This window comes from Nonomuraea sp. NPDC050022 (assembly GCF_044460705.1).
Taxonomy (GTDB): domain Bacteria; phylum Actinomycetota; class Actinomycetes; order Streptosporangiales; family Streptosporangiaceae; genus Nonomuraea.
In genome coordinates this window covers 140,200-167,085 of the sequence record NZ_JBITKE010000001.1, presented here as the reverse complement: position 1 = coordinate 167,085, position 26,886 = coordinate 140,200, and the positions used below count along the sequence as shown (strand labels likewise).

Annotated in this window: 23 protein-coding genes; 8 read left to right on the top strand and 15 right to left on the bottom strand. The window is 69.1% G+C overall.

The window, feature by feature from the left end; all coding sequences use genetic code 11:
- Positions 1-76: 76 nt before the first annotated feature.
- From ACIBO2_RS00715 to ACIBO2_RS00690, 6 genes are all read right to left on the bottom strand, one after another.
- Positions 77-298, bottom strand: coding sequence for a hypothetical protein (locus tag ACIBO2_RS00715; RefSeq protein WP_358548536.1), 222 nt, complete (start codon positions 296-298; stop codon positions 77-79).
- Positions 298-1,218: a type II secretion system F family protein gene (locus tag ACIBO2_RS00710; RefSeq protein ID WP_358548539.1), complete on the bottom strand. Its 921-nt coding sequence runs from the start codon at positions 1,216-1,218 to the stop codon at positions 298-300. The genes ACIBO2_RS00715 and ACIBO2_RS00710 overlap by 1 nt, the downstream gene beginning before the upstream one ends.
- A gap of 66 nt (positions 1,219-1,284) precedes the next feature.
- Positions 1,285-2,127 carry a type II secretion system F family protein gene (locus ACIBO2_RS00705; protein WP_358548541.1) on the bottom strand — a complete coding sequence of 281 codons (843 nt, stop codon included), beginning with the start codon at positions 2,125-2,127 and terminating at the stop codon, positions 1,285-1,287.
- Positions 2,124-3,422 (bottom strand): ATPase, T2SS/T4P/T4SS family, encoded by a 1,299-nt coding sequence (locus ACIBO2_RS00700; protein ID WP_363992977.1) that lies wholly within the window; start codon positions 3,420-3,422, stop codon positions 2,124-2,126. The genes ACIBO2_RS00705 and ACIBO2_RS00700 overlap by 4 nt, the downstream gene beginning before the upstream one ends.
- Before the next feature lie 85 nt (positions 3,423-3,507).
- Positions 3,508-4,224, bottom strand: a complete 717-nt coding sequence (locus tag ACIBO2_RS00695; RefSeq protein WP_357948777.1) for a hypothetical protein — start codon at positions 4,222-4,224, stop codon at positions 3,508-3,510.
- Position 4,225: 1 nt separating this feature from the next.
- Positions 4,226-4,891: a hypothetical protein gene (locus ACIBO2_RS00690; RefSeq protein ID WP_358548546.1), complete on the bottom strand. Its 666-nt coding sequence runs from the start codon at positions 4,889-4,891 to the stop codon at positions 4,226-4,228.
- A gap of 453 nt (positions 4,892-5,344) precedes the next feature.
- Between ACIBO2_RS00690 and ACIBO2_RS00685 the strand changes: the two genes are divergently transcribed.
- The 3 genes from ACIBO2_RS00685 to ACIBO2_RS00675 all read left to right on the top strand — a co-directional run bounded on the left by ACIBO2_RS00685 (position 5,345) and on the right by ACIBO2_RS00675 (position 13,503).
- The gene (locus ACIBO2_RS00685) at positions 5,345-10,837 is read left to right on the top strand and encodes an FtsK/SpoIIIE domain-containing protein (RefSeq protein WP_397294641.1); all 5,493 of its coding nucleotides are present in this window, start codon (positions 5,345-5,347) and stop codon (positions 10,835-10,837) included.
- Positions 10,838-11,586: 749 nt separating this feature from the next.
- The gene (locus tag ACIBO2_RS00680) at positions 11,587-12,114 is read left to right on the top strand and encodes a TetR/AcrR family transcriptional regulator (protein ID WP_358548551.1); all 528 of its coding nucleotides are present in this window, start codon (positions 11,587-11,589) and stop codon (positions 12,112-12,114) included.
- A gap of 195 nt (positions 12,115-12,309) precedes the next feature.
- A complete protein-coding gene (locus tag ACIBO2_RS00675; RefSeq protein ID WP_358548553.1) occupies positions 12,310-13,503 on the top strand; it encodes a Cmx/CmrA family chloramphenicol efflux MFS transporter in 1,194 nt (397 codons plus the stop codon).
- 580 nt (positions 13,504-14,083) lie between these two features.
- Here the strand turns inward: ACIBO2_RS00675 and ACIBO2_RS00670 are convergent.
- A complete protein-coding gene (locus ACIBO2_RS00670; protein WP_358548556.1) occupies positions 14,084-15,454 on the bottom strand; it encodes a hypothetical protein in 1,371 nt (456 codons plus the stop codon).
- A gap of 8 nt (positions 15,455-15,462) precedes the next feature.
- Positions 15,463-15,876, bottom strand: coding sequence for a hypothetical protein (locus tag ACIBO2_RS00665; protein WP_358548558.1), 414 nt, complete (start codon positions 15,874-15,876; stop codon positions 15,463-15,465).
- 138 nt (positions 15,877-16,014) lie between these two features.
- Here ACIBO2_RS00665 and eccB point away from each other — a divergent pair, with 138 nt between their 5' ends.
- From eccB to ACIBO2_RS00650, 3 genes are all read left to right on the top strand, one after another.
- Entirely contained in the window at positions 16,015-17,445 is a 1,431-nt protein-coding gene (eccB, locus tag ACIBO2_RS00660) for a type VII secretion protein EccB (RefSeq protein WP_358548560.1), read from the top strand.
- A 104-nt stretch (positions 17,446-17,549) separates the two neighbouring features.
- A complete protein-coding gene (locus ACIBO2_RS00655) occupies positions 17,550-17,894 on the top strand; it encodes a hypothetical protein (RefSeq protein ID WP_358548563.1) in 345 nt (114 codons plus the stop codon).
- Positions 17,891-19,342: a hypothetical protein gene (locus ACIBO2_RS00650; RefSeq protein ID WP_358548566.1), complete on the top strand. Its 1,452-nt coding sequence runs from the start codon at positions 17,891-17,893 to the stop codon at positions 19,340-19,342. The genes ACIBO2_RS00655 and ACIBO2_RS00650 overlap by 4 nt, the downstream gene beginning before the upstream one ends.
- A gap of 3 nt (positions 19,343-19,345) precedes the next feature.
- Here the strand turns inward: ACIBO2_RS00650 and ACIBO2_RS00645 are convergent, their stop codons facing one another.
- The 6 genes from ACIBO2_RS00645 to ACIBO2_RS00620 all read right to left on the bottom strand — a co-directional run bounded on the left by ACIBO2_RS00645 (position 19,346) and on the right by ACIBO2_RS00620 (position 23,879).
- Positions 19,346-20,149, bottom strand: coding sequence for a WXG100 family type VII secretion target (locus tag ACIBO2_RS00645; protein WP_358548568.1), 804 nt, complete (start codon positions 20,147-20,149; stop codon positions 19,346-19,348).
- The gene (locus ACIBO2_RS00640; RefSeq protein ID WP_358548570.1) at positions 20,146-21,273 is read right to left on the bottom strand and encodes a type VII secretion target; all 1,128 of its coding nucleotides are present in this window, start codon (positions 21,271-21,273) and stop codon (positions 20,146-20,148) included. The genes ACIBO2_RS00645 and ACIBO2_RS00640 overlap by 4 nt, the downstream gene beginning before the upstream one ends.
- Before the next feature lie 19 nt (positions 21,274-21,292).
- Complete coding sequence (locus ACIBO2_RS00635) at positions 21,293-22,696, bottom strand: WXG100 family type VII secretion target (protein WP_358548573.1); 1,404 nt, start codon at positions 22,694-22,696, stop codon at positions 21,293-21,295.
- The gene (locus ACIBO2_RS00630; protein ID WP_358548575.1) at positions 22,696-23,097 is read right to left on the bottom strand and encodes a hypothetical protein; all 402 of its coding nucleotides are present in this window, start codon (positions 23,095-23,097) and stop codon (positions 22,696-22,698) included. The genes ACIBO2_RS00635 and ACIBO2_RS00630 overlap by 1 nt, the downstream gene beginning before the upstream one ends.
- Before the next feature lie 80 nt (positions 23,098-23,177).
- Positions 23,178-23,492 (bottom strand): WXG100 family type VII secretion target, encoded by a 315-nt coding sequence (locus ACIBO2_RS00625; protein WP_225293530.1) that lies wholly within the window; start codon positions 23,490-23,492, stop codon positions 23,178-23,180.
- A 36-nt stretch (positions 23,493-23,528) separates the two neighbouring features.
- The gene (locus ACIBO2_RS00620) at positions 23,529-23,879 is read right to left on the bottom strand and encodes a WXG100 family type VII secretion target (protein WP_358548577.1); all 351 of its coding nucleotides are present in this window, start codon (positions 23,877-23,879) and stop codon (positions 23,529-23,531) included.
- Between the two features lie 313 nt (positions 23,880-24,192).
- On the opposite strand from ACIBO2_RS00620, the gene ACIBO2_RS00615 reads away from it, so the two are divergent.
- Together ACIBO2_RS00615 and ACIBO2_RS00610 are read left to right on the top strand one after the other, a co-directional pair.
- Complete coding sequence (locus tag ACIBO2_RS00615; RefSeq protein WP_397294635.1) at positions 24,193-25,662, top strand: hypothetical protein; 1,470 nt, start codon at positions 24,193-24,195, stop codon at positions 25,660-25,662.
- A gap of 13 nt (positions 25,663-25,675) precedes the next feature.
- The gene (locus ACIBO2_RS00610; protein WP_358548582.1) at positions 25,676-26,413 is read left to right on the top strand and encodes a WXG100 family type VII secretion target; all 738 of its coding nucleotides are present in this window, start codon (positions 25,676-25,678) and stop codon (positions 26,411-26,413) included.
- Here ACIBO2_RS00610 and ACIBO2_RS00605 read toward each other — a convergent pair.
- The gene (locus tag ACIBO2_RS00605; protein ID WP_358548585.1) at positions 26,410-26,853 is read right to left on the bottom strand and encodes a YbaB/EbfC family nucleoid-associated protein; all 444 of its coding nucleotides are present in this window, start codon (positions 26,851-26,853) and stop codon (positions 26,410-26,412) included. The two genes, ACIBO2_RS00610 and ACIBO2_RS00605, sit on opposite strands and share 4 nt — an antisense overlap.
- Positions 26,854-26,886 lie beyond the last annotated feature (33 nt).

The following is a 26,886-nucleotide window of genomic DNA, read 5'->3' as shown; positions in this document are numbered from 1 at the left end:
TCGCGTCGTGCCCGGCGGCGCCGCCCCGGAGGTCGGCTCGGTCGCCGAGGCTGCCCGCGCGGGCGCCGGGCACCTGTCACGTGCGCCCGCCGGTCTGGCCGAAGCTGGTTTGGAGGTCGTTCTGCTTCCCCTCGACCAGCTGCTTGATCAGCGTGGCCAGGCCGAGGGCGACGCCGGCGATGATCGCGGAGATGATCACCCACTCGACCGCCGAGGCGCCCCGGCTGGGGGCGTTGCGGGCGCGCTGGATACGCACGCTGAGGCATGCCTGCAGGTAGATGACCCAGGGATGATTCATTAGGACCCCAACATCTTCATAGCGGCGGGATAACTGAGAAAGATCACGAAGCCCGCGCAGAGCAGCAGCTGGGCGACGAGCATCGACTGGGAGCGCTCACCGGCGCGGCCCTCGATCTCGGCCAGCTCGCGGCGACGCAGCGTGGCGGCCCTCGCGGTCAGGGAAGCGCGTACCTTGGCGCCGTCGTCGGCGACCAGGCCGAGCGCGGCGGACAGGTCGCGCAGCTCGTCGACGTTGATCTCCTCGCCGAGCTGGCCGAGCGCCTGCCAGGGGGTGATGCCGACGATCCTGGCGCCGGCCAGCGCCTCGCGGATGCGCGACATCGCCCAGTTGGGCTGGTCACCGCTGACCGAGACCGCCATCATCAGCGCCTCGGGCACGCCGCGGCCGCCCGCGAGGTTCATCGAGACCAGGTCGAGGAAGGCGCCGACGACGTGCCGGAAGTCACGCCGCTTGGCCGCCGCGTCGCGCCGTACCTGAACGTCGGGCAGGAAGAAGAAGACCAGCGACACGAGTACGGCCGACCAGAACGGGATGGTCAGGGATGTGCCCCACTCCATCAGCACCAGCCAGCCGAGCAGCACCGGGAACGCCAGCAGCCCGGCCGACGCGAGCAACGCCTTCGTGGCCAGGTAGCCCTCGAACGACCGCCCGACCAGCGCCAGGTCGGCCTTGACCGACCGGACCTCCCACCCCCGCGCGTGGTAGAGGCGGGCCAGCCGGACGCCCAGGCCGCGGCGGAAGGCGGAGACCTCCTCGTCGGGCAGGGCCAGCTGGATGCGCGGCGCGTCGGCGTCCTCGCGGACGGCCTCGATCGCCAGCAGCCGCGACACGAGGCCGGGGCGGGCCGGGAACAGCGCCCGGAGCAGCAGGAACAGGCCGAGCCCCAGCACGCAGCCGGCCAGCACACCCTCAACCATGACCGCCCCCTCTCTCCATTGCCGCCCTATCCATGACCGTCTCCGACGAGCAGGCGAGTGGGCTTGCTATCCATTGCCGCCTCCTACGAGCAGGCGGGTGGGCTTGTCGAACCGGGCCAGTCGCCGCATCCAGGCGAATCCGGCGCCGAACAGCCCCGCCACGACCGCCAGCACGGCCTGACCGAGGAGGCCGCGGTATTCGCTGACGTAGGAGGGGTTGAAGACGACGAGCAGCCCGGCGAAGACCAGCGCGGTGATCACCACGATCTGGACGCTGCGCCTGGTGGCCCGGCGTTCGGCCTCGACGCGGCGGCGCATGTCGAGCTCCTCGCGGGCGGAGACGGCCAGCGCCCCGAGCACGTCGCGCAGGCCGGGTCCGCGCAGCTTGGAGTTGAGTATCAGCGCGGCCACCACCAGGTCGGCCGAGGGGTCGTCGAGCTCGTCGGCGAAGAGCGCGAGCGCCTCCGGCAGCGCCATGCGGGTGTGCAGGCGGTCGACCAGGGCGCGCAGGTGCGGTTTGAGCGTGGGCGCGGCGGCCCTGATCGACGACGGGATGGCCTGTTCGAGCCCGGCCGCGCCGGCGATCGTGTCGCGTAGCGACTCCGTCCAGGCGGCCAGCCCTTCGAGGCGGCGCATCGCGGCTCGTTCCTCTGCGGCGCCGCCCGACAGGCCGCGCCAGGCGAACACCAGCAGCACCGTGCCCACCGCCGCGACCGCCCAGCCGGTCACGACCAGCACCAGGGTGGCGGCCACGGCGGCGATCGCGGTGCGGGTGGTGAGCGTCTTGAGCAGCTCGCGCTTGGGGCGGGCGGGCCGGACGCGCATGCCGTACAGGGAGAGGAAGAACAGGAACAGTCCGCCGCCGACGAGCGCGCCGGCGAGCAGGGCGAGAGGATCGAGGTCGATCACAGCCAGCCTCCGGGGTTGTATCCGTGGGCGGCGAGCTCCTCCAGGCAGGAGACGGGGGCGTGGGGCAGGGCGGCGCCGTCGGGGCCCGGGATGAACACCTCGCTCGACAGGACGCGGCCGTCGCAGCCGTTGACCTCGCGGATGCTGGAGACGTAGCGCCGCAACGTACCGCCGCGGCTGTAGTCGTTGCGCTTCTCGACGAAGACCACGAAGTCGATCGCGCCCGCGATGAGCATGTGGGTGGCGTCGATCGGCAGCCGCTCGCGGGCCTGCAGGGCGTAGGTGGAGATGCGGTTGAACACCTCCATGCTGGAGTTGGCGTGGATGGTGGACAGGGAGCCGTCGTTGCCCTGGGTCATCGCGTTGAGCATCGTGACGATCTCGTCGCCGAGCACCTCGCCGACGATCACCCGGCTGGGGTTCATCCGGAGCGATCTCCTGACCAGCTCGGCCATGCTGATCTCGCCCTGGCCCTCGGAGTTGGGCAGGCGCTGTTCGAAGGCGACGACGTTGGGGTGGAGCTCGGGGAACTGGTCGAGGCCGAGCTCCAGGGCGCGTTCGACGGTGATCAGGCGCTCGTGCGGCTGGATCTCGTTGGCCAGGGCCCTGAGCAGGGTCGTCTTACCGGCGTTCGTGGAGCCGGCGATCATGATGTTCTTGCGGGCGCCGACCACCGCGCTGAGGAACCTGCCCACCTCCGGGCTCAACGTGCCGTTGCCCACGAGGTCCGACATGAACACCTTGCCCAGACGGGCGCGGCGGATCGAGACGGCCGGCCTGAGCGTGACGTCCATGACGGCGCTCAGCCGCGAGCCGTCGGGCAGGCGCAGGTCGAGCTGCGGGTTGGCGGTGTCGAAGGGCCTGCTCGACAGTCCCGAGTAGGCCGCCAGGATCTGGATCAGCTCGATGAGCTCGTCGTCGGACTCGGCGACCGGCTCCCGCATGAGCTCCTGGCCGTCGGCGTAGCTGACGAAGACGCGGTCGCAGCCGTTGATGTCGATGTTCTCGACCTCGGTGTCGTCGAGCAGCGGCTGGAGGCGGCCCACGCCGAACAGCGCGGCGTGGATCCCGGCCGCCAGCGCCTCCTCCTCCTCGACCGTGGGAGGAGTGCGGCCCAGGCCGATCTCGCTGCGCGCGTGCTCCTCCAGGACCTGGGAGATCAGCGCCCTGGCGAACTGGCGCTCGTCTTCGCCGGTCATCGACACCAGGCCGTTGACCTGGTCGAGGCGGCGCTGGTGGGCCAGGCGGTCGCCGACTTCTTGGCGGAAGCGCTTGACCAGGGAGTGATCGATCACGGGCTGCTCACTTTCGCGAGGACGCGTGTCGTACTCCCGGTTGTACGTAGCGGACCTCTCGCGAGGTTGAATGCCATGCCGAAATTCATAGATTGCTCACCAACCGTCCCGCGAGATCGCGCGCCGTGCGGATGAGCAGGCAGCGGTCGAGGCGCCCGCCCCACTGGCCGCGCAGCAGCTCAGCGCCCTTGGGGTCGTGCGCGAGACCGTGGACGAACTTGACGCTCGGACCGACAATCCTGCGTACGTCGTCGATCGAGGAACGGTAGTTGCGCGGGTCGGCTATCACGGCCACGCCGTGGGCCTTGGTGATGGACAGGCGTTCGCGCAGGTGGGCGACGTGGTCGAGGGTGGCCCTGGTGAGCAGCACGACCTGCTCGGCCTGCGCCATCAGGTCGCCGAGCTGCGGATGGCCGCCGAGCCGGCCGCAGTCGGCGATCACGTCGGCGTTGGGGATGGCGGCCAGCGCCCTGCCCAGCGGACCCCACAGCCAGGTGAGCCCGGCCGCCTGCTCGCCGTGGGTGAGCCCGGCCAGCACGTCGAGGCCGCCGACGATCTTCTGGGTGTGCTGGTGGATCTGCGCGGGCTCCAGGCCGCGCCGGGCGGTCGCGGCCAGCGTGAGCAGGCCCTTGCCCGGGTTGAGCACGCCGCCGTCGGCCGCGGGCAGCCGGTAGGCGAGGTCGCCCCCTGCGGGGTCACATTCGGCGAGGAGTACGGGACGCGGCCACACCGCCGCGAGGGCCGTCGCGGCAGTGGTCACACCAGGCGCGCCCTTGTCGGCGGCCAGTACGATCAGCGCCACGTCAACTTACTCCGGGCAGGTCGGCCACGGCGATCTCGCCACTGGAGGCGTATTGGACGATGGTCTTCGCCGCCGGGGCGTCGACGATCACGGTGATCAGGATGGATCCGCCGGCTCTGCCGCCGTCGCTGACGCTCTCGACGAGGGCGCTCTGTGCGAGTACGCGGCTTTCCGCCTGGTCGGTGCGGCCGGGGACGTACACGATCTGGACTCGATGGCTTCTGTCCAGGCCCGCTGGGAACTGTCCCGGTTTCAGGGAGAGGCCCACCTTGGCCTTGCCGGGCACCAGCTCGCTGCTGGCTCTGACGCCCATGTTGTGGGTCAGCAGGGTGCCGGGCACGATCGTGACGGCCGCGAAGCTCTTGACCACCTCGAACCTCTGTGACCAGGAGACGTAGTCGAGGCCGGTGTTGGCGATCTGCACCTCTTCGAGCGCGGCCGGGGTGAACTGCTGGCCGGCGCCGATCTGCTGGGTGACCCTGATCGCCGAGACGCGGTCGCCGCTGCGCAGCACGAGCAGCGTCGTGGCGAGCGCGCCGCCGAGGATCAGGAGCACGGCGAGAGCGGCCAGGGCGGGTTTGCGTTCGCGGGGTGGCACGGGGAGCTTGCGCGAGGCAGGGCCGGACAACCCCGCCGTGTTGACGGCAGGCTTTTCACTGGTCCTCATGGGTGGGGGGCTCCCATTGTGAATTGTCGAATTCACGCCATTATGTGCACCCGCCGGTGGGGGCGGGGCTGGAATGCGAGGAACCATGCTCGTTTCGCAGGTGGCGTGGTGTCAACAAGAAATAATCAATGCCTATTGTTTACAGTGAGTTGACCTGGGTGGTTTTTCAGGATAAGCGCCGCAATGACGGGACAGAGCAGGGTTTTTTGGCGAACTAAAGGTTGCTGACGTGGGGCGATCCCTTGCGTCCCTTTTCTCACATCATTCCCTCCCTTAACGCGCGATGGCTCCTGGACCCTAAATGGGCAGCCGAATCAGCCGCTTTCCACAGGCCGTAATTACCGTCCGCGGTTATCCACAGGTCGGCCCATCCATGCCATTGCCGACAACCTCGGGACCTACCCTTTGTTCTGGCGTTACCTTTGCGCCCAGGCCCGATCGAGGAGACGGCACATGCGGATCATGCTCACCGTGCTCGGCGAGCAAGGCGATCGTGACGTTGTGATCGAGGGTGACAACGGCGCCACGGTGGCGAGGGTGAGTGAAGCCCTCAGTGGTCAGGCGCCGCTGGCCGAGGTCGTCCGCCTGCCCAGGGCGCGAGCCCCCTACGGCATGTCGGCGACCGAGCCCGGCGCCCGCCCCTCGGCGCGGCACACCCGGTCCGGCGGATCGTCCGAGACCAGCCGGTTCGACGCTCCCCACTCACCTGACATCCCGGGCGCCCGCAGCCCTGATGGACGTGGCCTCGGCCGCGCGTCCGAGTCTGGTCCGCGTGGCGTCGGCGGCGCGTCCAATCTTGGTCCGGGTGACGTCGGCCCCGCGTCCATCCGGGATCGGGGCGACGGGATCGGCAGGTCTCGCGACGGGATTGGCCGGGCGGGCGATGGGTTCGGCCGGGCGGGCGCCGTGCTCTGGCGCAACGGGCGGCCGCTCGACCCGCGTGCCCTGGCCGGGGCGGTGCTGCGCGACGGCGACAAGGTCACCCTCGACGCCCATCTCGCCCGCGCCACGATCATCGAGGAGCCCGGCGGTGTGGCCGAGGTGCGGGTGGTGGGCGGTCCGGCTGCGGGCGCCGTACACCGCCTGGGCCTGGGTGTGCACGTCATCGGATCCGACCCGATGTGCGCGATGACCGTCGCCGACCCGTCCCTCGCCCCCGAGGCCGCCATCCTGCGCGTGACCCCCGACGCGATCACGGTCGAGCCGGCCCGGCACCGCGCGCCCCAGCAGGCGCAGCGACTCAAGCTCAAGGGCCGGTGGGCCGACGAGGTCGCCGAGCTCACCGCCCGGGTCGCCGAGCGCGAGGCGGCGGAGGCGGAGCCCGTCCACTACGAGCCGCCCGAGCTGGCCGCCCAGACTCTCACCGAAGCTGCCGACTGGGCCGAGCACGCGCTGCTGACCTGTGGTTCCTCGGTGTTCACGCTGACCGCGATCGAGCCGCAGGACGCGCACCTGGCGCCTCTCCCAGAGGGCGGCGTCGCCTACAACCGGCCGCCGCGGCTGCGCAGGCCGGAGCCCGAGCGCACCTTCGAACGCCCCCTGGAGCCCAGCCGTGCCGAGGGGATGCGCCTGCAGTTGCTGGCCGCGCTCCTGCCCGCGGTGATGGGCGTCACGCTGGCCTACGTCATGCGCCAGCCCTACTACCTGCTCATCGCCCTGATGACCCCCCTCATCATGATCGGGCAGTGGTGGAGCGATCGCCGCCACGGCAAGAAGCAGCACCGGAAGGCCACCAAGAAATACAAGGAGCGGCTGGAGGCGTACGAGCTGGCGGTCGAGCAGGCCAGGGCCGAGGACGAGCTGATCCGCCGATCCGACGCGCCCGACCCGGCGCAGGTGCTGCTCACCGCCACCGGCCCGCGCCGGCGGCTGTGGGAGCGCCGCATCCACGATCCCGACGCGCTGCGGCTCAGGGTCGGGCTGGCCGACCTGCCGGCCAACCTGGAGCTGTCCGAGGAGAAGGGCGGCGCGATCTCCCCGCCGATCTGCCGGTCCGTGCCGGTCGCCCTGGCCATGCGCAGGCTCGGCGTGGCGGGCGTCACCGGCCCGCGCGACACCGCGACCGGCCTGGCCGGCTGGCTGATCGGCCAGGCGGCGACCCTGCACAGCCCCCGTGACCTGGCCATCGTGGTCCTGTCCGCGCACGCCGACGGCGAGCGCCGCTGGGGCTGGGTCCGCTGGCTGCCGCACTGCGCCCCGCGCGGCGGCGAGGACTGCGTGGCCCTGGTCGGCACCGACCCGGAGTCCGCCGCCCACCGCGTCGCCGAACTGGCCGCCCTCATCGACGAACGCCAGAACACCGCCATCCCAGAGCTCGGCAAGATCCCCACCGGCTGGGACGACCTGGGCGGCCCGGAGACCCCGGCTCTGACCTCCTATGACGTACGCCCCTACGACGTCCTGGTCGTGCTCGACGGCGCCCAGGTCCTGCGTGGCCTGCCCGGCATGCCGCAGATCCTGCGCCAGGGCCCCCGCTCGGGCGTCTTCACCCTCGCCATCGACGACGACCAGCGCCTGCTCCCCGAGGAGTGCGCCACCGTCGCCGCGTGCGCCGCCGACGGTCAGGTGCGCCTCCTCGGCGGCGGCCTGGAGGTCATCGGCCCGGTTCTGGCCGACCTGGTCTCACCGTCGTGGTGCGACCGCGTGGCCAGGGCGCTCGGCCCGATCCGCGACGTGAGCAGGGACGACCCGGCCGGCCACCTCCCCGAGGCGGTCCGCCTCCTCGACCTCCTGCGCCTGCCCGCCCCCTCCGGCCACGACCTCGCCACCCGCTGGCACGGCCACGGCTCCACGAAGGCGGTCATCGGCATCGGCCCCGACGGCCCGTTCTCGGTCGACCTGCGCGTGGACGGTCCGCACGGCCTGATCGCCGGCACCACGGGCGCGGGCAAGTCAGAGCTGCTGCAGACGCTCATCTGCTCGCTGGCGGTGGCCAACCGGCCGGACCAGCTGACGTTCGTGCTGGTCGACTACAAGGGCGGGGCCGCGTTCAAGGAGTGTGTACGGCTGCCGCACACGGTCGGCATGGTCAGCGACCTCGACGGGCACCTGACGCAGCGGGCCCTCGACTCCCTGGCCGCCGAGATCCGGCGCCGCGAACGCCTGCTGCTGGCCGCGGGCGCCAAGGACATCGACGACTACACCGGCGAGCCGCTGCCCAGGCTCGTGCTGATCATCGACGAGTTCGCCGCCCTGGTGGCGGAGCTGCCCGACTTCGTCAACGGGCTGGTCGACATCGCCCGCAGGGGCCGTTCGCTCGGCATCCACCTGATCCTGGCCACCCAGCGGCCGGCGGGCGTGGTCACGGCCGACATCCAGGCCAACACCTCGCTGCGGATCGCGCTGCGGGTCACCGAGCCCGCCGAATCCTCCGACGTCATCGACCTGCCGGACGCGGCGCACATCTCCAAGTCGACGCCTGGCCGGTGCTACGTGAAGTCAGGGGTGGGCGCGGCGGCGGCCGTACAGACGGCCCGGGTGGGCGGGCGCAGCCCGGTGGCAAGCGCCTCGCTCAGAGCCGACCCGACAGGCGCGGGCGCGACACTCGGCCCAGGTGCGATGCTCGGCCCGGGTTCGACCCTCGGCCCAGGCCCCTTGGCGGGCGCGGGCGGCGGTCTGACGAGCGGCGGTAGCTTGGCGGGCGTGGGCGGCCTGGCAGGCGGCTTGGCGGGCGGCTTGGCGGGCGGCTTGGCGGGCGCGGGCGGTCAACTGCGGGTGGTCGACGTGGACTGGCGGTCCTTGGGCAGGGCGCTGCCGCCGCTTCCGGAGCCGCCGGAGGGGTCGACGATCACCGACCTCACCGTCCTCGCCGACGCGCTCATCGAGGCCGCGCGCCTGACCGGCGTACCGGAGCAACCAAGCCCTTGGCTGGAGCCGCTGCCCTCGGCCGTGACCCTCGACGAGGTCACCACTGCCTTGACGGCTGGGCCGCTGAAAACGTCCACCGGATCGGGGACATTCGCCGAAGTCGGTCCGCTGGCCTTCGGGATGATCGATCGGCCCTGGGCGCAGGATCGGCGCCCGCTCGCGCTGGACCTGGCCCAGGGCGGCCACCTGCTCATCGCGGGAGCGGCCCGCAGCGGCAGATCCACCGCGCTACGGACGATCGCGGGCGCCATCGCCGCACAAGCCTCCCCCGCCGATGTCCACCTGCACGCCATCGACTGCGGATCGGGCGCGCTGCTCCCGCTGATGGCCATGCCGCACTGTGGCGCGGTCGTCACCCGCGACCAACTCGACCGCGTCGAACGCCTGCTGTCCCGCCTCCGCGCCGAGGTGGGCCGCCGCCAGCAACTGCTCGCCGAGGCCGGACACGCCTCACTGGCCGAATACCGCCAGGCGGGCCACCGCCTCCCCTGGCTGGTGCTCATGGTCGACCGCTGGGAGGGCTACGTGGCGGCCTTCGAGGGCTACGACTACGGCCGCCTCACGGAGGCGCTCCTGCAACTCCTCAGAGAGGGTCCGGCGGTGGGCCTGCGGGCGGTGGTGACGGGTGACCGTTCGTGCCTACTCGGCCAGGTCTCCACGGTCTTCGACGACCGCCTCCTCCTCCGTCTGGCGGACCCGGCCGACTACGGGCTGGCCGGTCTGCCGATGAAGGGCCTGCCCGCGTCGATGCCCGCCGGCCGCGCCCTCTCGATCGGCGAACACGGCATCATCGAGAGCCAAATCGCCCTCTTGACCCACGACCCGTCGGGCCCAGCCCAGGTAGCCGCCCTCCAGTCTCTCGCCCGCGCCGCGGCCCCGCTCCGCAGCGTCCCGACGTACGCGTCCACGGCTTCACCCGGGAGAGCCACCCCCCAGCCCGCCTCTGCGACATCTGCGACAAGCCTCCGCGGGGCCCTGGTGGGCGCCCCAGACGGCCCATCAGGGGGCACATCGAGGGGGATGTCGGCCAGCGCGGGCTCCCCACACGGCGACCTCCCGGACGGCGTCCCGAACAGCTTGTCAGGCGGTGCAACGGGCAACGCGGGCGCGTCAGCTGGCAACGTCGCGGGCGGCGCCACAGGTGACGCGCCAAGTGGCACCTCGGGTGGCACGCCAGGCGGCACCTCAGATAGCACGCCAGGCAGCACCTCGTACGACAACATTCCGGGTGGCACCTCGGACGACAACATTCCAGGTGGCATGGCAAGTGGCGCCTCAGACGGAACGTCGGGTGTCGGCTTCCGGGGCGATCTGCCAGCGGGGTCGGGCGGAAGAGGTCGATCGACTCGGCTGGGACGCGGCGCGTGGCTCTGGGAGGGAGAGCCGCCGCTTCGGGTCGACGCGCTTCCCATGCGTATCACCGCCGGCCAGGCCATGGACCTGGAACCGAACTTCACCCATCCATCGCCGCTGTGGGCCCTGATCGGCGCAGGCGGCGACGCCCTGGCTCCGATGGGCCTGGACCTCCTCGCCCACGGCCCCGGCGCCGTCGTCGCTGGACCGGCCCGCTCCGGTCGCTCCTCGGTGCTGGTCACGGCCGCCAGATCGCTCATCTCGTATGGCACGCCGGTAATCGCCATCGCTCCCCGGCGTAGCCCGCTACGTACGCTGGAGGGCGCCCTCGCCATCCTCGGCGGCGACGGAGCGGGACTACAGGAACTGCTCGCCGACCGTGAACGCTACGTGGTGATCGTGGACGACGCCGAGCTGATCAACCCGGACTCCCCCCTTGGGACGGTCCTGGAAGAAGTCCTCCGTTCAGGCCGAGACGGAGATCACGGCCTCATCATCGCGGGCGCGACAGGCGACCTGGCGACGGCCTATCGAGGCTTCGTCGCCGAAACCCGCAAGTCGCGCACCGGCGTACTCCTGTCAGTGCAGAGCCCGGCCGACGGCGACCTGTTCACGGTCCGCCTGCCGCGCGGCGCCGTCGGAGGCCCACCAGGACGCGGCCTGCTGATCACCATGGGCAACACAACCCCCATCCAAGCGGCCATCTCGGACACCGGCCCACCGTAGAACCAGGCTGACCGGATCTCCGGCTGAGCGCCAAACACCTCGGTGTCTGGGTGCCCCCACCACTTGGAGCCTTGGGGCACGAGTGCCCTCCACCACCTGAGACCGCGAGGAACGGGTGCTCCGCACCACCGGAGACCTCGGGAAACGGGCGCTCCCCACCACCTGAGACCTCGGGAAACGGGCGCCTTCCACCCTGCACCTGCCCTCCCCCTCCGCAGAAGCGCCGTGCCCAGCACCGCCCCAGGAGCACTGGTCGTGGTGACAATGCGGACTTCGGGGCCCGCTCGGTGGAGCGGCTGTAGGGCTACGACGATGCGGTGGGGTCCCCGGGGCGCTGGGGCGACGCTTGCGAAGGGCGCCGTTCGAGGGAGTCCTGGCAGAGACGGTGTTCGCGAGGGCGCTGTTCGCGAGGGCGCTGTTCGCGAGGGCGCTGTTCGCTAGAGCGCTGTTCGCTAGAGCGCTGTTCGCGGGAGCGCTGTTCGCGGGAGCGCTGTTCGCGGGAGCGCTGTTCGCGGGAGCGCTGTTCGCGGGAGCGGCCGGAAGCACTGTTCGTGGGAGCGGTGCTTGCGGAGCTGGCCATTCTCGGTGGGCACTCGGGTCCGTGGTGCGTCTGGCTTCGGGATCCGTGAGGGGGACGGGCGCAAAGACCGGGCCGGAGGCCATATTGCACTGATCTGTCCAAAACGTGCTACCGTCGCGGTATGGCGCGACCGAGGGAGTTTGAGGAGGAGCGGGCGATCGAGGCGGCCATGCGGGCATTCTGGAGCGCGGGCTATGAAGGAACCTCGACCCAGGACCTGTGCGAGGCCACCGGGCTGGGGCGGAGCAGCATCTACAACACGTTCAAGAGCAAGCATGATCTGTTCGACAAGGCCCTGCGGCACTACATGGACAGCAAGACCGCCTGGCTGATCGAGTTGCTCGAAGGCGATCTTCCGGTTCGGGAGAAGGTGCGGACTCTGTTGTGGCAGGCCGTCGATGTTGAGACCAGCGATCCGGTCGGGTGCCTGGTGGTCAACTCGCTGGTGGAGTTGGCGCCGCGAGATCCGGCGGTGGCCGAGCAGCTTCGGCGGGACGGTGAGCGGCGGCTGGCGGCGCTTCGGGCGGCGTTTGAGCTCGGGCAGAGCCGGGGCGAGTTGCCAGCCGGTAAGGATCCGGTCGCGCTGGCGCATTTCGTGGTCGCGGCGATCAGTGGCATGCGGGTGATGGCGCGCGGGGATTCGGATCGGGCGGCGTTGGAGTCGGTCGCGAAGATCACGCTCGACGCGCTTTTCTGACGCCCGGACCGCTCCACCCGAGCAGCCGGCACCCTGGACACGCCCCACGCGAGCAGCTTGACGCAGCTGCGCGCGAGCAGCCTGACGCGGCCGCGCGCGAGCAGGCCGGACAGGGGCCCACCGCTCCAGACGAGCACGCGTCGTTTCGCGTCTCTTGATTTTGCACTGTTCCATCCAAAACCAGGAAGAGTTCCTATGCCGTTGGCCGTGTACATCCTGGGGTTGTCGATATTCGCCCAGGGCACTTCCGAGCTCTTGCTCGCCGGGCTGTTGCCCGAAATGGCGGCCGACCTGGGGGTATCCGTCCCCCAGGCGGGGTTGCTGATCTCCGGGTTCGCGCTCGGGATGCTGGTGGGGTCGCCGGTGCTGGCCGTGGTGACCTTGCGGTGGCCGCGTCGTACGGCGCTGCTGACGTTTCTGGCGATCTTTGCCCTTACTCATGTCGTAGGGGCGGTGACGCCGAGCTATGGGGTGCTGTTCGGGACGCGGGTGGTGGGAGCGTTCGTGTACGCGGGCTTCTGGGCGGTGGCCGCGGTGACAGCCGTGGGGCTCGTTCCGGAAGGGGCGCGGGGCAAGGCCATGAGCATCGTGGCGGGCGGACTTACCGTGGCCACCATCGTGGGGCTGCCCGCGGGGACGGTCATCGGGCAGCAGTTCGGATGGCGGGCGGCGTTCTGGGCGGTCACAGTGCTGTCGGGCTTGGCGGCGATCGGAGTGGTGGCCACCATTCCCGGCGGGCGGCCCGAGCCGGGGAGCGTGCCGCAACTGGGGCAGGAGCTGCGGAACATGCTCAACTCGCGGCTCTGGCTCTCATACGGGACGACGGCGCTGGCGACCGGCGCGGTGCTGGTCACGTTCAGCTATCTCGGTGCGATGCTCGTCGACACCACCGGGCTGGCGGCGGGGTGGGTTCCCGCGGTGCTGGCGTTGTACGGGGTGGGGTCGCTGATCGGCATCGGCCTGGGCGGACGTCATGCTGACGCGCAGCCTTTTACGACGTTGTACGTGGGTGTAGCGGGAGTTGTTGTTATCTCGGCAGGTTTGGGAATGTTCGCCGGGATGCCGGGGATGGCCATCGGGCTGATCTTCCTGCTGGGGGCGTTCGGGTTTTCCACGAATCCGGCCTTGAACACGCGGGTGTTCACCGTGGGCAAGGATGCTCCGACGCTGGCCGCCGCCACCAACTTCTCGGCGTTCAACGTCGGGATCACCGTGGGGCCGTGGGTGGGCGGGCTGGCGATCGGGGCGGGGTTCGGATATCCGGTGGTGGCCTGGATCGGGGCCGGGCTCGGGGTCGCCGCGCTCGGGACCGTGGGGTTGTCCGCTGTACTGGACAAGAGGCTGGTGCTGCGTACGCGTGACCTGGCCGCCCGCGAAGTCGTCAGCTGATCCAGTCGTTGATGACGCCGCCCCCACTATCTCGCCACTAACTCATCAGCCGATCCAGGCACTGTCGGCACCCTCCGCTGCCTCGCCACGGAAACTGTCGGCCATTCCAGTCGCTTACGATGCCGCCCTGCGTCGTCTCGCCACGGAAGCTGTCAGCCGTTGCGGTCGCTGACGACGGCGTCGGTCTCGCCGGCCCCACGTTGTCGTCCTCGCTCAACCAGGTGCCGCCCTCATTGGCCCGCTCGTCGGTCCCGGCGACGGTGTTTGGCAGCGAACTCCGCATCGCGCGGGCGACCGGCGGAACAGTCTGGGGTTCGCTGTCACTACCCAGTAAGCCGTTCTCCGTCACCGGCGGCGGTCACGCAGCCAGTCTGGCGCCGTCACTGGCACGAGCGTTGCAGTAGCGGCCACCATCCGGTCGGCAGGGCCGCCATGGCCTCCCACCCTGGCTTCCATGGTTTGGCCGTGGCGAAGCGAGGGAGCGCGAGGGCTTGCCCTCGCGGGGAAGGAGCCGAAGCCTCCGGGGAGGGCGCCGAGCTTCCAGGAGCGCGAAGCGCCGATGGCGAGCCCTTTGTGAGGGTCAGCCGATGCGGTCGGTGACTACGCCGTCGGTTTCGCCGCCCCACACGTCGTCGTCCTCGGTCAACCAGGTGCTGCCCTCATTGGTGCTCTCCTGGGCACCGGCGCCGGCGCCGCCCATGGGCATGAACGGCATGCCGCCCATCCCGTTCCCGCCGGTGCCTGCCTTGGGCATGCCCGCGGTGTTCGACAGGCCCGAGACCATGCCGCTGTCGCCTCGGGCGCTCGTGACGGGGCCGGATGAAGGGGAGAAGGAGTTCGGGGAACTCGGGGAGTTGACGTTCGGGCCGGTGCTCGTGGGGTTGGCGTGGGAGTTGGGGATGGGGGTGTTGGTCTGGTTCCAGTCCGAGGGGCGCTGGAAGTCCTCCAGCTTGGTGGAGGTGGGGGTGGACAGGCCCTTGGTGGGGTCGGTCAGGCCGGACGTGGGGTCCGTCATGCCCTTCGTCGGGTCCGTCATCCCCTTGGTGGGGTCCGTGACGCTGCCCGTGGGGACACTCGCACCCTTTGTCGGATCCGTCGCCCCTGGATCCGTGGTGCCCTTGGTCGGGTCTGTGGTGCCGTTGCCGGTCGGGTCGGGGGTCTGTGTGTCGGTCGAGGGCTTGGGCGTGGTGGGGGTGTCGACGCCGTTCCGGTTCGAGCTGTCAGAGTCGATGCCGCCCTGGCTGCCGTTGTCACCCGTGCCGTTGTAGCCGCCCGGGCCGTTGTAGCCGTCTCCCAATCCGCGGGTGCCTCCGGGGTTGGAGAAGTCCGTGTTCAGGGGCGTGACGGGAGGGGGTACGGCTGTGGGGTCCTTGATGTCCGGGATCTCTTTGTGGAAGGAGTCCGGCAGTTGCTGGTAGGTCTGGGTGAGGTCGTCGTTCAGCAGGCGCAGGTGCTGGCCGGCGAGTTCGTCCTGGGAGCCCCATTCCTTGCCCTTGTCCATGGTGCGATACACGCCGGGGCTGGAGTCGTCGAAGGTGAACGTGTTGTCGCTCCAGGCCAAGCCCGTCTGGTCCATGAACTCCTGATGCTCGACCAGCCTGTCACCGAGGGACTGCAGCGGGCGGCCCATCCAGTTGAGCTTGTCCGACACCTCGCGGACCGTCGCGTGCAGCACCCGGAGGGCCTCCTGCGCCTCGACCGACGCCTTGCCTCCCCAGCACTTGGCCATCTCGACGTTGATCTGCTCAATGACCTTCTGGGCGCCGGCCAGGGTCGAGCAGGCGTCGAGGTAGGCGTTGCCCGCCTGCTTGACGGCCGACGGGTCCAGCGACTTGATGAAGTTCTTGATCTCGGCGACGCTCCTGCCGTCGTCGTCCACCTCAAGAGGCGGGCACGACGTCTTGATCATGTGCGTCTTTTTCTGGATCTTGAGCTTCTTGTCCTCGGCCATGAGGGCTCCTACACGTCCTTCGTGCCGACGTTGGCGATGTCCACGCGCTCGTAGTTGCCCGCGCCCGCGTTGATCAGTTCGATGGCGATCCGCGTCTTCTCGGCGATCTCGCGATAAGCCTCGGTGAACTCTTTGTGGCCGTTCTGGACCGTGGCGACGAAGGTCTGCCCGCCTTCCCATCGCTTGATCTGCTCGACGGCCATCTTCAGGCTGAGGAGGTTGGCCTTCATGTCCAGGTCGTTGACCGACCCGGGCTTGTCCCCGACGAACTTGGCGAACTCATCCGTGAGCTGCTCGGCGAGCTTCTTGAGCTTGCTGGCGCTGTACGTGACGCCCTCGCGGTCGGGATCGAGCCCGGCCCAATCCGACTCCAGACGCCAGCCCTGGGCCGGCGGCGGACTCAACTTATCGGGATCTGACACAGCACCCTCCCCGAACACTACGGGTAACGAAGTTTACTCGCATATCACGATCTCATGGCCTCATTTGCGACATAACCCCCACTACCCCCATAGGCAACACTTCTATGCTGTCCTCAGGCCGGACCGGAACGGAGTGGGATGCAGACCCGCAAGGATCTCTACCAGGCACATCGGCTCATGACCCAGCGCCTGGGTATGGCCCTGTTGCAGGGCGAGCCAGACCTGCCCGAGTCGCCGATGCGGCGGCACAACGTGGCGACGTTCGCCGGGATCATGGTCGGCGTTCTCATCATCGCGGGGTTCGGCATCTGGGGCATGCTCAAGCCGGGCGGCGCGACCAACCTGAGAGACGCCGGTCAGCTCATCGTCGAGGAGGAGACCGGCGCCGCCTACGTCTACAGCCAGCAGACCGGCCGGCTGCTCCCCGTGGCCAACTACGTCTCCGCCCGGCTCCTGCTGGACAGCGACGCCATCAAGGTCAAGACGGTGTCCGCGGAGTCGCTGGCCGGGTTCGCGCGCGGCGGGCAGGTGGGCATCGTGGGCGCTCCCGACTCGCTGCCCAAGCCCGAGCGGCTCATCAAGTCACCCTGGTCCGCCTGCGTGGTGGAGGCGACCGACCCCTCCGGGGGGCGCAAGTCGTACGTGACGCTGGTGGGCGGGACCGACGTCGGCGGCAGACCCGCCGGGAACGACGCGCTGGTCGTCAACGACGGACGGCAGAACTGGGCGCTCTGGGGCAACCAGCGCATGGCCGTGCGGAACGTGGACCGGCTCACCGACCAGACGCCCCGGCGGGTGCCGATCTCGTGGATCAACGCCATCGCCGAGGGGTCGGACTTCGCCGCGCCGCCGATCCCCCAGCGCGGCCGCAACATCCAGGGCCCCGGCGGTACGACGTTCAAGGTCGGGCAGGTCTTCAAGGTCGCGGCGGTCGCGGGCGCCCCCGCGCGCTGGTACGTCATGCTCGCCGACGGCCTCGCGCCGATCACCCAGACGCAGGCCACGCTGCTGATCCAGGATCCGGCCAGCCAGACGGCGTACGGCAAGCAGCACGTACGGGAGATCGCGATCGACGCGGCGAACGCCAACGCGGCGAAGGTCTCGGCCCAGCGGATCACCGGCGGCGGCATGCCGGCGACGATGCCGCGCTTCCAGGTGCCCGCCGGCTCGGTACCGCTGTGCATGGTCTACGCCAACACCGTGAAGGGGTCCGTGAAGGGCACGCTCACGGTCGGCAGCCGGATCGGCATTCCGACACCGGCGTCAAGTGGCAATCCGGAGAAGTTCGACCAGGTGTTGCTGCCCCCGGGCGCGGCCGCCCTGGCGGGGCTGCTGCCCGGCGAGAACCAGCTCTCCAACGTGCAGCAGTTCTACCTGGTCACCGACCAGGGGAAGAAATACCGGCTGGCCACGCCCGACGTGCTGACCAAGCTGGGTTACGACGCCTCGAACGTGGCCCCGCTGCCCGCCCACCTCCTGCGCCTCATCCCCGAGGGGCCGACGCTCGACCCTGCGGCCGCCAGGACGCCGGTCTCGGACACCCCGATCATCCGCCCAACAGGCTCCTGAACAGGAGCCCCACCGGCTCCTAAACAGGGGGTTTCCTGGACGCAAATACTTGTAAACATTAGTATCAAAGGTGCAGTTAGTACTTTGTGATACGTGGGGGGCTCATGGGGGACAAGGCCGAGGGATATGAGGTCATACCGCCCGACCTGAAGAAGGCTATGGAGACCTGCGCCCAGCAGGCCCCGATCGTCCGCAACGCCATGATCGCCTTCGCGCCCGCGAAGCTGAGCAAGAGCGACTTCGGCCTCGCGCCCGGCGCCGACGAGCTGGGCGCCGCGTACGTCGACGGCACCGCGGAGAACGAGCACAAGGACAAGCGGTACGAGTCGGTCTACGGCTACCTCGGCGACCTGGCCCAGGCCCTGGAGTTCATCACCACGGCCCTTGAGGTCTCGGCGTACAACTACAAGGCCGCGCACCAGGCCAGCGACGTCGGAGGCCCCAGATGAGCCAACACGGCAGCATCAACCCGCTCGAATGGGACTGGACGGCCTGGCACTTCGAGATCAAGTGGGGCTCGCTGCTCAACCCCGCCCCGCTGCTCGACACGATCAGGTCCATGTGGCGCGCGCTCCCCACGCTCATCGGCGGCGACGAGACCGAAGGACGCCTCAAGGCCGCCGCCGCGGCGCACGACAACCTCGCCACCAACCTGAACAAGGTCTTCGAGGTCCTCGACGCGCGCGCCCACGGCCAGCACGAAGGTTACCTCGACAAGATCGTGAAGGAGTGGAAGGGCAAGGCCGCCGACGACTTCAGGAAGGTCTGGGGCCTCGTACTGAGGCACGACAACCGCGTCGCGCTCATGAAGAGCTGCACGGAGATCGCCAACATCCTCAGGATGGTCGCCGACTCGGCCGCCCACACCAGGAAGGCCATCATCGAGCTGCTCGAGACGGCGATCATCTGGTATGTCGCCTTCTACGCCCTTCGGTGGGCGGCCGGCATGTGGGGCGGATGGCTGGCCGCGGGGGCCGCCTACATGCGCACGACGAAGATCGTGCTTCTGGCGGCCCAGGTCCTCACCAGGTTCGCATCCGTCCTCAGGATCTGCGCTGGCGCCCTCAAAGTCCTGCCCGTGGTCGGCCGGCTGAAGTGGGTGGCCAAGCTCGGCAGCGCGACGCGCACCGCCACGGCCATGACGAAGACGGAACTGCAGGTCGCGAAGTTCGAGAAGTACTCGGCCTACGCCGAGAAGTTCGGTGCGGCGAACTTCAAGGCGTACGCCAAGACCTCCGGCAGCGTGTACGCGGGCGTCATCGGCACGCAGATGGTGGCCCAGGGCATCAGCGGCCACAGCCTCTTCAACCTCGCCCCCCTGACCTTCACCCAGGCGGCCCGCATCACCACGGGCGCCACGCTGGTGGGCACCTTCGCCCCCATAGGCGGATTCTTCGGCAAGGGGATCCTCCAGGGCGGTACCGCGGCGAGCTGGGCGGCGACCCTGACCAAGACAGGCGCCGCCGTCGGCGAGTCCGGCATGGCCTTCGGCGGCTTCGTCGGGATGCGTAACTGGGCCTACGAGCAGATCAAGCACAAGCTGCCCGGAGCCAGGGTCGCCGGGAAACCGGGCAACATGCACAAGCAGTTCTGGAGTGGCATCCCGACGTCCTTCTTCCGGGTGTGGCGGCCCCTGCAGACCAACCACGACTTCGGCGAGCTGCCCCAGTCGAATGTGCCCGTCGCCAACGGCCACGCGACCCCGCCCGCACGGGTCGGCACGGCGAGGGTCGGCTATTGGCCGGTCGACAACGGCTCGCTGTACGACATCGCCCAGAAGGTGTACGGGGACCCGAACCGGTGGCAGGAGATCTACAACGCCAACCGGGACATCATCGGCGACGACCCGCGCAAGCTGAAGCCCGGCCAGGTGCTGCGGATCCCGCTGGACGAGTGAGAGTCAGGCCTCGGCCGTCCTGCCGGGGCTGCCGGAGCCGCCGGGCAGCTTCCCGGTCAGGGAGTCGTCCATCTTCACGGAGAGGCCGCCCATCTTCTCGTCGTACGTCATGCCGGCGTCGGAGAAGGGCGGCATGCCACCTGACTTCATCGCGGTCATCTCTGTCGGGATGGAAGCCTCCAGCATGGGGAAGAGCTTCCCGGTCATCTCGGTCTGCTGGGCGGACATGTAGAGGACTCCGCCCAGGCCCGCGACGATCAAGCCCTGCTTGACGAGCAGCTTCTTGACCGCCTGCAGCGTGATGGAGCCCCGCACGGCCGCCAGCCCCTCGGCCATGATCTTGGTCCACGGGGTGGCGCCCATGGCCAGCTTCCACATGCCCATGATGAACATGCTGGTGCCCACCGCCAGGGCCACGAGGGCGCCGTAGTGGTAAGCCTTGGCCGCCGAGTTGACGGCGTCCCCGGTGTCGTTACGGGTGTCCTTGAGGGACTTGACGCCATTCTTGAAGGCTGTGTGGATGCCCTCGAAGGTGTCGAAGGCCGCGCCATCCCACTTGCCCGAGGTCTTCAGCTGATTCTTGAGGTGGTCCAGCCCGTCGGCCAGCTCGTCCAGCTCGGACATCAGGCCGGCGTGGTCGATGCTCTGCCAGGCTTTGGCGGCGTCCGACATCGCGCCGGGGTTCGACACCAGCACGCCGATGCCGGCGGCGACGTAGAAGGCCCAAGGCTGCAGGATCGCGACGGCCGCGGCGGAGGCCGTGCTCGCCGCCAGCTTGTAGAGCGACGCGTCCGACTCGTAACTCACCTGGAATCCCGCCCAATCACTTCGGGCGCGATCTCATCGTCGCCGCCCCAGACGCCCTCGTCCTCGCCGAGCAGCGCGTTCTGGCGCTCGTTCTCCTTGTCGCCACCGGTCCCGGCGCCGCTCATCGGCATCATCGGCATCATGGGCATGCCGTTCGTACCGTTCACGCCTCGCAGGCCCGCCGGTACGGCACCCGCGCCCGCACCCGCTCCTCCCCCGATGCCCGTGCCGAACCCGGTACCGGTGCCGCCGCCACTGCCGATGCCCGAGCCGGTGCCGGTCCTGGTGGCGGAACCGTTCAGGTCCGGCGACAGGGTGCTGAGGTCGGGGTTCTTGACCTGCGGGGTGTTCAGCGAATTGGGGTCGAACTGGGACAGCTGCGTGCCGTCGGGGAGCTTGCTGTCGACGTCGGGCATCTTCTGGTCGGGCATCTGCGGCTGGCCGTTGAGCGCCGAGTCGATACTCGGCACTTTCATGTCGGGCTGGTTCCCCACAGGAGACGACGGCAGGTTCGTGTTGGGCAGGTTCGTCGAAGGAAGGTCGCTCGACGGCAGATCGGTCTTCGGCAGATCGGTCTTCGGGAGATCCGTCGACGGAAGATCCGTCTTGGGTAGACCGGTGTCGATCCCTGGCGGCTTGCCTCCGCCGGACATGTCAGGCAGTCCGGCGCCGGTGTCCGGCAGGCCGGAGTTGCCGAGGTTCCCAAGATTGCCGAGGCCATTGGGCCCGCCGCCGAGGCTGTTCGGGTCGAAGCCGATGTTCTTGACCCCGTCGCCGTTGGCATCCTCGGCCGCCTGGTAGTTCTTGGCGGCCTCCTTGAGCGCGGTTTTCCAGCTCTCCAGCGCCTTGCGCCCCTTGGCCAGCGCGTCCGCCTGCCGTTCGATCGCCTTGTCGTGGACGCTGCTGACGCCCATGCCGATCACGCCGAAGTGCGGCCACTGAACGCGCAGGTTTTCCGTCTTGCCCTCTAGCTGGGAGATGACCCCAGCGTGTGCGTCTATCGACTGGCTGTTGGTGTCGAGCGCGCTGGTCTTGAACGAGACGCCGGACGACATCGACGGCAGCTGGCCGCCGTTCTGCAACTGCGCCAGCTGAGCCGCCTGGCTGGAATTCGAGTCGCCCATCCCACTCCCTGTAGCGCGATCAGCAGATGACCGGGTCGGTCACGTCGTGCGCTGAGTTCCAGTCGTCCTTGTCCGCGGGGAGCCAGGTCATCCGCTCGAAGTCCCCCTGGTCCTGGCCCGCGCCCGCACCGGACATCGGCATGAACGGCATGCCGGACATGCCGTTGGCCGAAGTCCGCATGCCCGCCGCGAGGCCTTGGCCCGGGGCGCCCATGGCGCCGTTCGGCGAGCCGAGCACCGAGGGGACGCTGGGCGGCGTGCCAGTGGGTGAGAGGACACCCACCGGGTTGGGGGCGATGGTGCTCACCGGATTGCCGGTCGGGCCGATGCCGGTCGGGGTGATGACCGGCGTGGTCGGCGAGTAGGACGACACTTCCGTCCCGTTCGGGTCCAGGCCGCCCTTGGGGTTGTCGCTGCTGGTCTTGTCGTCCTGGCCGAGCACCGGCGGGACCGTCTGGTCCTGCTTGCCGGAGTCGCCGGTCTGCGAGGGGTCCTGGCTGCCGGTGCCGTCGCCCGGCGTGGTGCCGCTCTGGTCGCCGGTGCCGTTACCGCTCTGGTCTCCGGTGCCGTTACCGTTCTGGTCGCTGCCGTTCTGGCCGTTACCGTTCTGACCGTTGCCGGTGTCCGAGCCAGGCTTGCCGCCCGAGTCGGAGCCGCTGTGGTCGCCGGTGCCCGTGCCGCCCGTGCTGCCGCCGCGCGAGCCGTCGGAGCCCGTACCGCCGCCCGTAGAGCCCGTACCTCCGGAAGAACCGCCGTAGCCGTCCGACGACCCGTTCCCGCTCCCGCCGGCGTTGATGCCCTTGCCGGTCGGGTATCCGGGGTCGCGGTACGTACCCGTACCACCCGGAATCGAGACGGCGGGCAGTTCGTAGGACACGTCGTGCGGGACCTGCACGTTGTAGAGATCAACGATCTTCTTGTTGAGCTCCTGCATCGCTTTCTGGGCTTCGCGGTCCGCGGCGGCCTTCGCGGCCTTCGCGTTGGCGGCCTCGTCCACCATGATCTCGGAGCTCGGGACGTCGTTCCCGGAGCTCTTGTTCGTCGAGATGCCCTCGACCTTGGCGATCGTCTCGGGGAGGTAGCCCGCGTACTGGCGCAGGGCGGAGCCCATCATCTCCAGCTTGGTGGACAGCTCGCCGCCGGAGGCGTGCAGCATCTGCAGCGCGTGGCGCGCCTTGCTGGCGTCAGGGCCCTTCCACACAGTGAGGATCTTGCCCGCGTGCTCTTCCAGCGCGTTGACAGCCGACTCGATCGCGCTCGACGCCTTGTCGTACGCGAACCCGGCATCCTCGATCTGGCTGGGCTGGGTGTTGTTCAGCATCGTCAGGATCTCGTCCTTGGATGCGTTCACCGTCCCGCCCTCTGGCATCTTGTCGAACGACAGGATGACGACGACCTGCCGGCCGCCCTTGCCCTCGGCCATCAGCCCTTGCCCTCATTGGCCTTGTCACCGGCGCCATGGTTGGCGGCGCTCGCCTCGACGGCGGCGATCACGTCCTTGTAGGCGTCGACGAATTCCTTATAAACCTGAGCGAACTTCTTGCCGCCGCTGTTGGCGCCGACAGTCTGGCTGAAGGCACTGGCGTCGTGCCACGTGCCGATCTGCGCCTCGGACAGCTGACAGTGGTCCAGGAGGCCGTTCACGGAGCCGTTGGTGTAGCCCTCGGCCGAGCCAGGTCCCGTCATACCGCCGAGGTACGACTTGAGCTCTTCGGCGATCGCCCGCATCTGGGTGGGGGAATGCTCCCGCCCCGGTCCCGAGTCGAACAGATCAGGATCGATGTACAGAGGGTCTTGCCCCTCCATTGCGTCCTTCTGGGTCATCCCCATCCCCCTTGGAAAAAGGAACCCGGCCGGCGCTTCGAGGCACCGGCCGAGGGAGGCACGATCGCCGCAACGGACTTCTAGTCGGTCCAGATGCTGATGTTGCGCCGCTCAGCGTTCTCGTAGTTGCCCTTGGCGATGCTGACGGCCTTGGCCGCTTCGAACAGCTGCTTGCCCATCTCCACCTCAAGGGCGTCCCACTGGGCCTTCTTGCCGTCGAAGAACGTCTTCGCCTCGCCCTCCCAGTCGGTGCCGAGGGTGGTCCTGACGTCGTTGTAGAGATCGTCCGTCACCCGGTCCAGCTCGGTGACGATCGACTTCAGCTGCTCGTACGCCGCTTCCATGTTGGGGAAGTGGGCGTAGGTGTAGTCCTCTGGAGTGAACGTGTCGGCCATGATGTCTCCGTCCTACCTACGTGCTTTGGGGGCTTCTTAACTCGACGCGTTGATCAGCGAGTCGATTCGACCGCCGGCGCCCGCGGAGTTGAGCCCGCTGGAGATGTCCATGTTCTGCTGCGCGGCGTTGGAGTACACGCCGGCACCCATGTTCAGCTTGTCGTAGATGCTCTCGAGGATCTTGATGACTTGCTGGAAGTCGACATCCCACGCGTCGAGCGCCTTGCCGAACTGCTGGGAGGCGCCGCCCTTCCAGCCCGCGGCCATCAGGTCACCCTTGATGGTCTGCACCCGCTGGCGCATGCCCTCGATGTACTGGGCAGTGGTCTCGCACTGGCCCGCGGCCTTGATGAGCTTCGTGGGCGCGGTACCCATAAGTGTTGCCATTGGACCTCCAGGTCAACAAGGTCTGGTTCTGTACGGCGGCGCCGTAGGTCCGGTCAACCCGGGTACCCCCGCAAACAACATCAAATGGCATGCTAGCCCCCATCTGCCCCAGAAATAACAGATACTTAACATAACGGCTAGATCACCGTTAGGCGACTTTCAGGTAAACGCGCTGGTAGGCGGCTCGGCGATTTCTGACTCCGGCCGCTGGCCTGCGGTCGTGGCTGGACGTAAAGCTCACAACCTGTACGGCCCAGCAGCCTCACGGCTACGCTTTTGCCGCTTCTGTGTTGATTGCTGGGAGGGCGACAGGGTGGCCGAATTCGGGAGTATGGGGCGGCCGAGCATCGACAGCCTGCTCAACTGGAGCTCTCCCCCGCCGCAGGACGGGCCGGGCGAGGTTCAGGTGGGCGGCGCGCCTCCGGGCTCCGTCGACGGCAATACGACCGTCCTTGTCGCGGGTGGCGGCGACTCTCCGCGGCCGGATCAGGCGGGTCCCGTTGACGATCCGTCGATCCCACCCGACCAGGTAGGGCCCGCCAACGACCAGATCCCGCCGGATCAGGTGGGGCCGGCCGACGGTCAGGGGGATCCGACGGTGGCCGAGATCCAGTCCGACCAGCTGAGCTTCGGGCCCGAGTCGGTGGACGACGTGACCGACGGCGAGCCCGGCTCGGTCGATCCGCAGGCCGCCGAAGGTGACCCGGCGTGGGAGCCCTCCGACGCCGATGAGAATGGCGACCCGGACAACCCTGACGGCTCGGACGACGCGACCGAGGACCCGGACGCCCCGCAGAACCAGGACGACACCGGGAACTCGGACGACCCGAGCGACCAAGACGGCACGGACACCGGCGACCAGGGCGACACCTCGGACCCCCAGCAGAGCGACCCCGGCAGCTCCGACGGCCAGCAGGACCCCTCCGGCTCCGAGACCGACCCCCAAGGCCAGACGGACCCGAACGGCCAGCAAGACCCCGCGGACCCGCAAACCGACCCGAACGGCCAGACCGACCCGAGCCAGACCGATCCCGGCCAGACCGATCCTGGCCAGAGCGACCCGGGCCAGACCGACCCCAGCCAGACCGGCGGCCAGGACGACACGACCGTCCCCGAGACTCCCTCGACGGACCCACCGGCCGACGGCGGCGCCGAAGACCCCAGCTCCAGCCTCCCGGAAACGCCGGAAACACCCACTCCCGAGACGCCGAGCACCGAAACGCCCACCCCCGAAACGCCGAGCACCGACATGCCGGCTACCCCGACCCCGGAAACGCCCAGCGCTGAGACCCCAGGCGCTGGAGGCGGCGACACGCCATCCGTCCCCTCCCCCGACTCCTCCGGAGGCGGCGGTGGCGGAGGCGGCCAGGGCGACGGCAAGTCCGACGGCAAGGACGGCAAGACCGGCGACAAGGACACCGGCGGCACCACACCGGACGAGAAGCTCATCGGAAGCGGGCTCGGCGGCGGCTGGCGCAAGGCCCGCCCCGAGGTCATGGAGAAGCTCGGCAAGAAGATCGGCCCCAGCGAAGGCGGCGACGGCGACACCCCGGGCGACCACATGGGCGCCGCGGAGAACACCGCCCGGAACATCGACATCGGCTTCCCGGGGTTCGGCCTGGTGGGCGCGATGTCGTTCGGCTCCGCGTACAGCTCGGCCCGCTCGTCGGCCGCCGACTACCTCAAGAGCGCCAAGAACCAGCTGGGCGTCTGGGACACGCAGCTCCGAGAGGGAGCCAACGTCGTCCGTGACGCCAACGACAAGAGCACCGTGAAGAGATGACCTCGGGGACGACATGGACTTTTACGACCAAGGCACGACCCTCTACACCACAGCGATAGCCGAATGCGTCATCGCCGCGGGCCTGCCATCGAACCCCGCGATCCAAACGATCAGCAGGTTCGCCGGGGCGCTCATCGGCACGATCCTCTCCAGCCCCAGTGACATCCGTGGCGCGGCCAGACACACCCGCGACATGACCACGACGGTCAACGACGCGGCCGCGTCCATCGACACCGCCCTCGACACCATCGACTCCGACGACTGGGAGAAAATGGCGCGTCCGGACGTCGACTCCGCGGTGAAGAAGTTCACCAAGGAGGCGAAGAACAGCTCACAGGCCTACGAAGGGCTCGCGCAGGCACTCGACCAACTCGCCGGACATTCCTTCCAAGGGGCCGTGGCCAGTGCCTCGGTGGCTTCGATCCTGGTCGCCCTCTCCGGCCTCAGCGCCGCGGGCAAGCTCTTCCCACCCACGGCGGTGGCGACGGACCTCACCGCCACCGCTTCGAGCGTCGCGGCGCTCGCCGTGCTGAAGTCGATCGTGGGCAAGAGCAAAGGCGTCTACATGGCGGCCGCGGGCATCGCCTCGGCGGCGGGCATGTACATGGGCCAGAGCGCCTCGGAGAACATGAGCAAGGCCGTCACGCCCACGGATCCCAAGTCGACGCCGGCGTTCGAGCAGGTCTACATCCCCAACCTGCCGACGTTCGACAAGGACGGCCAGCCCCTGGGCATGAAGAAGGACGCCTAGAGGTCCAAGCGGCGGCGGATGCGGTCGAGCTCGCCCATGACGTCCTCGAACGTCCGGTTGTAGGCGGACTCGGCCTCCTTGATCTTGTTCAGGGCGGCGTCGGGGTCCTCGACGTACTTCATCGGGTTGTCCTCGTCGCCGAACGCCTGGCCCATGGCCTCGGTGACCTGGTGCTGCAGGTCCGCCGTCGCGGCCTGGAGCTGCTCCTTGATGAGCTCGGAAAGCTCGCCCGAGCTCAGCCGCATCGCCTTGGGGTGCAGCTGGAGCTCGCGCAGCCCCTCGCTGCCGTACTCGATCGTGACCAGGCCGTCGTCGTCCTGGGCCCGCCCGACGAGGTCGGTCATGTTCTTCTGGAGCTCTTCGATGCGCGCGAACTGCTCGTCCGCGCCCTTGAGAAGCTTCTCGATGTCAATGTTCGCGAAGTCCCCAAACTCCTGCATCTTCACTCCACTCTCACAACACTGTTAAATCGC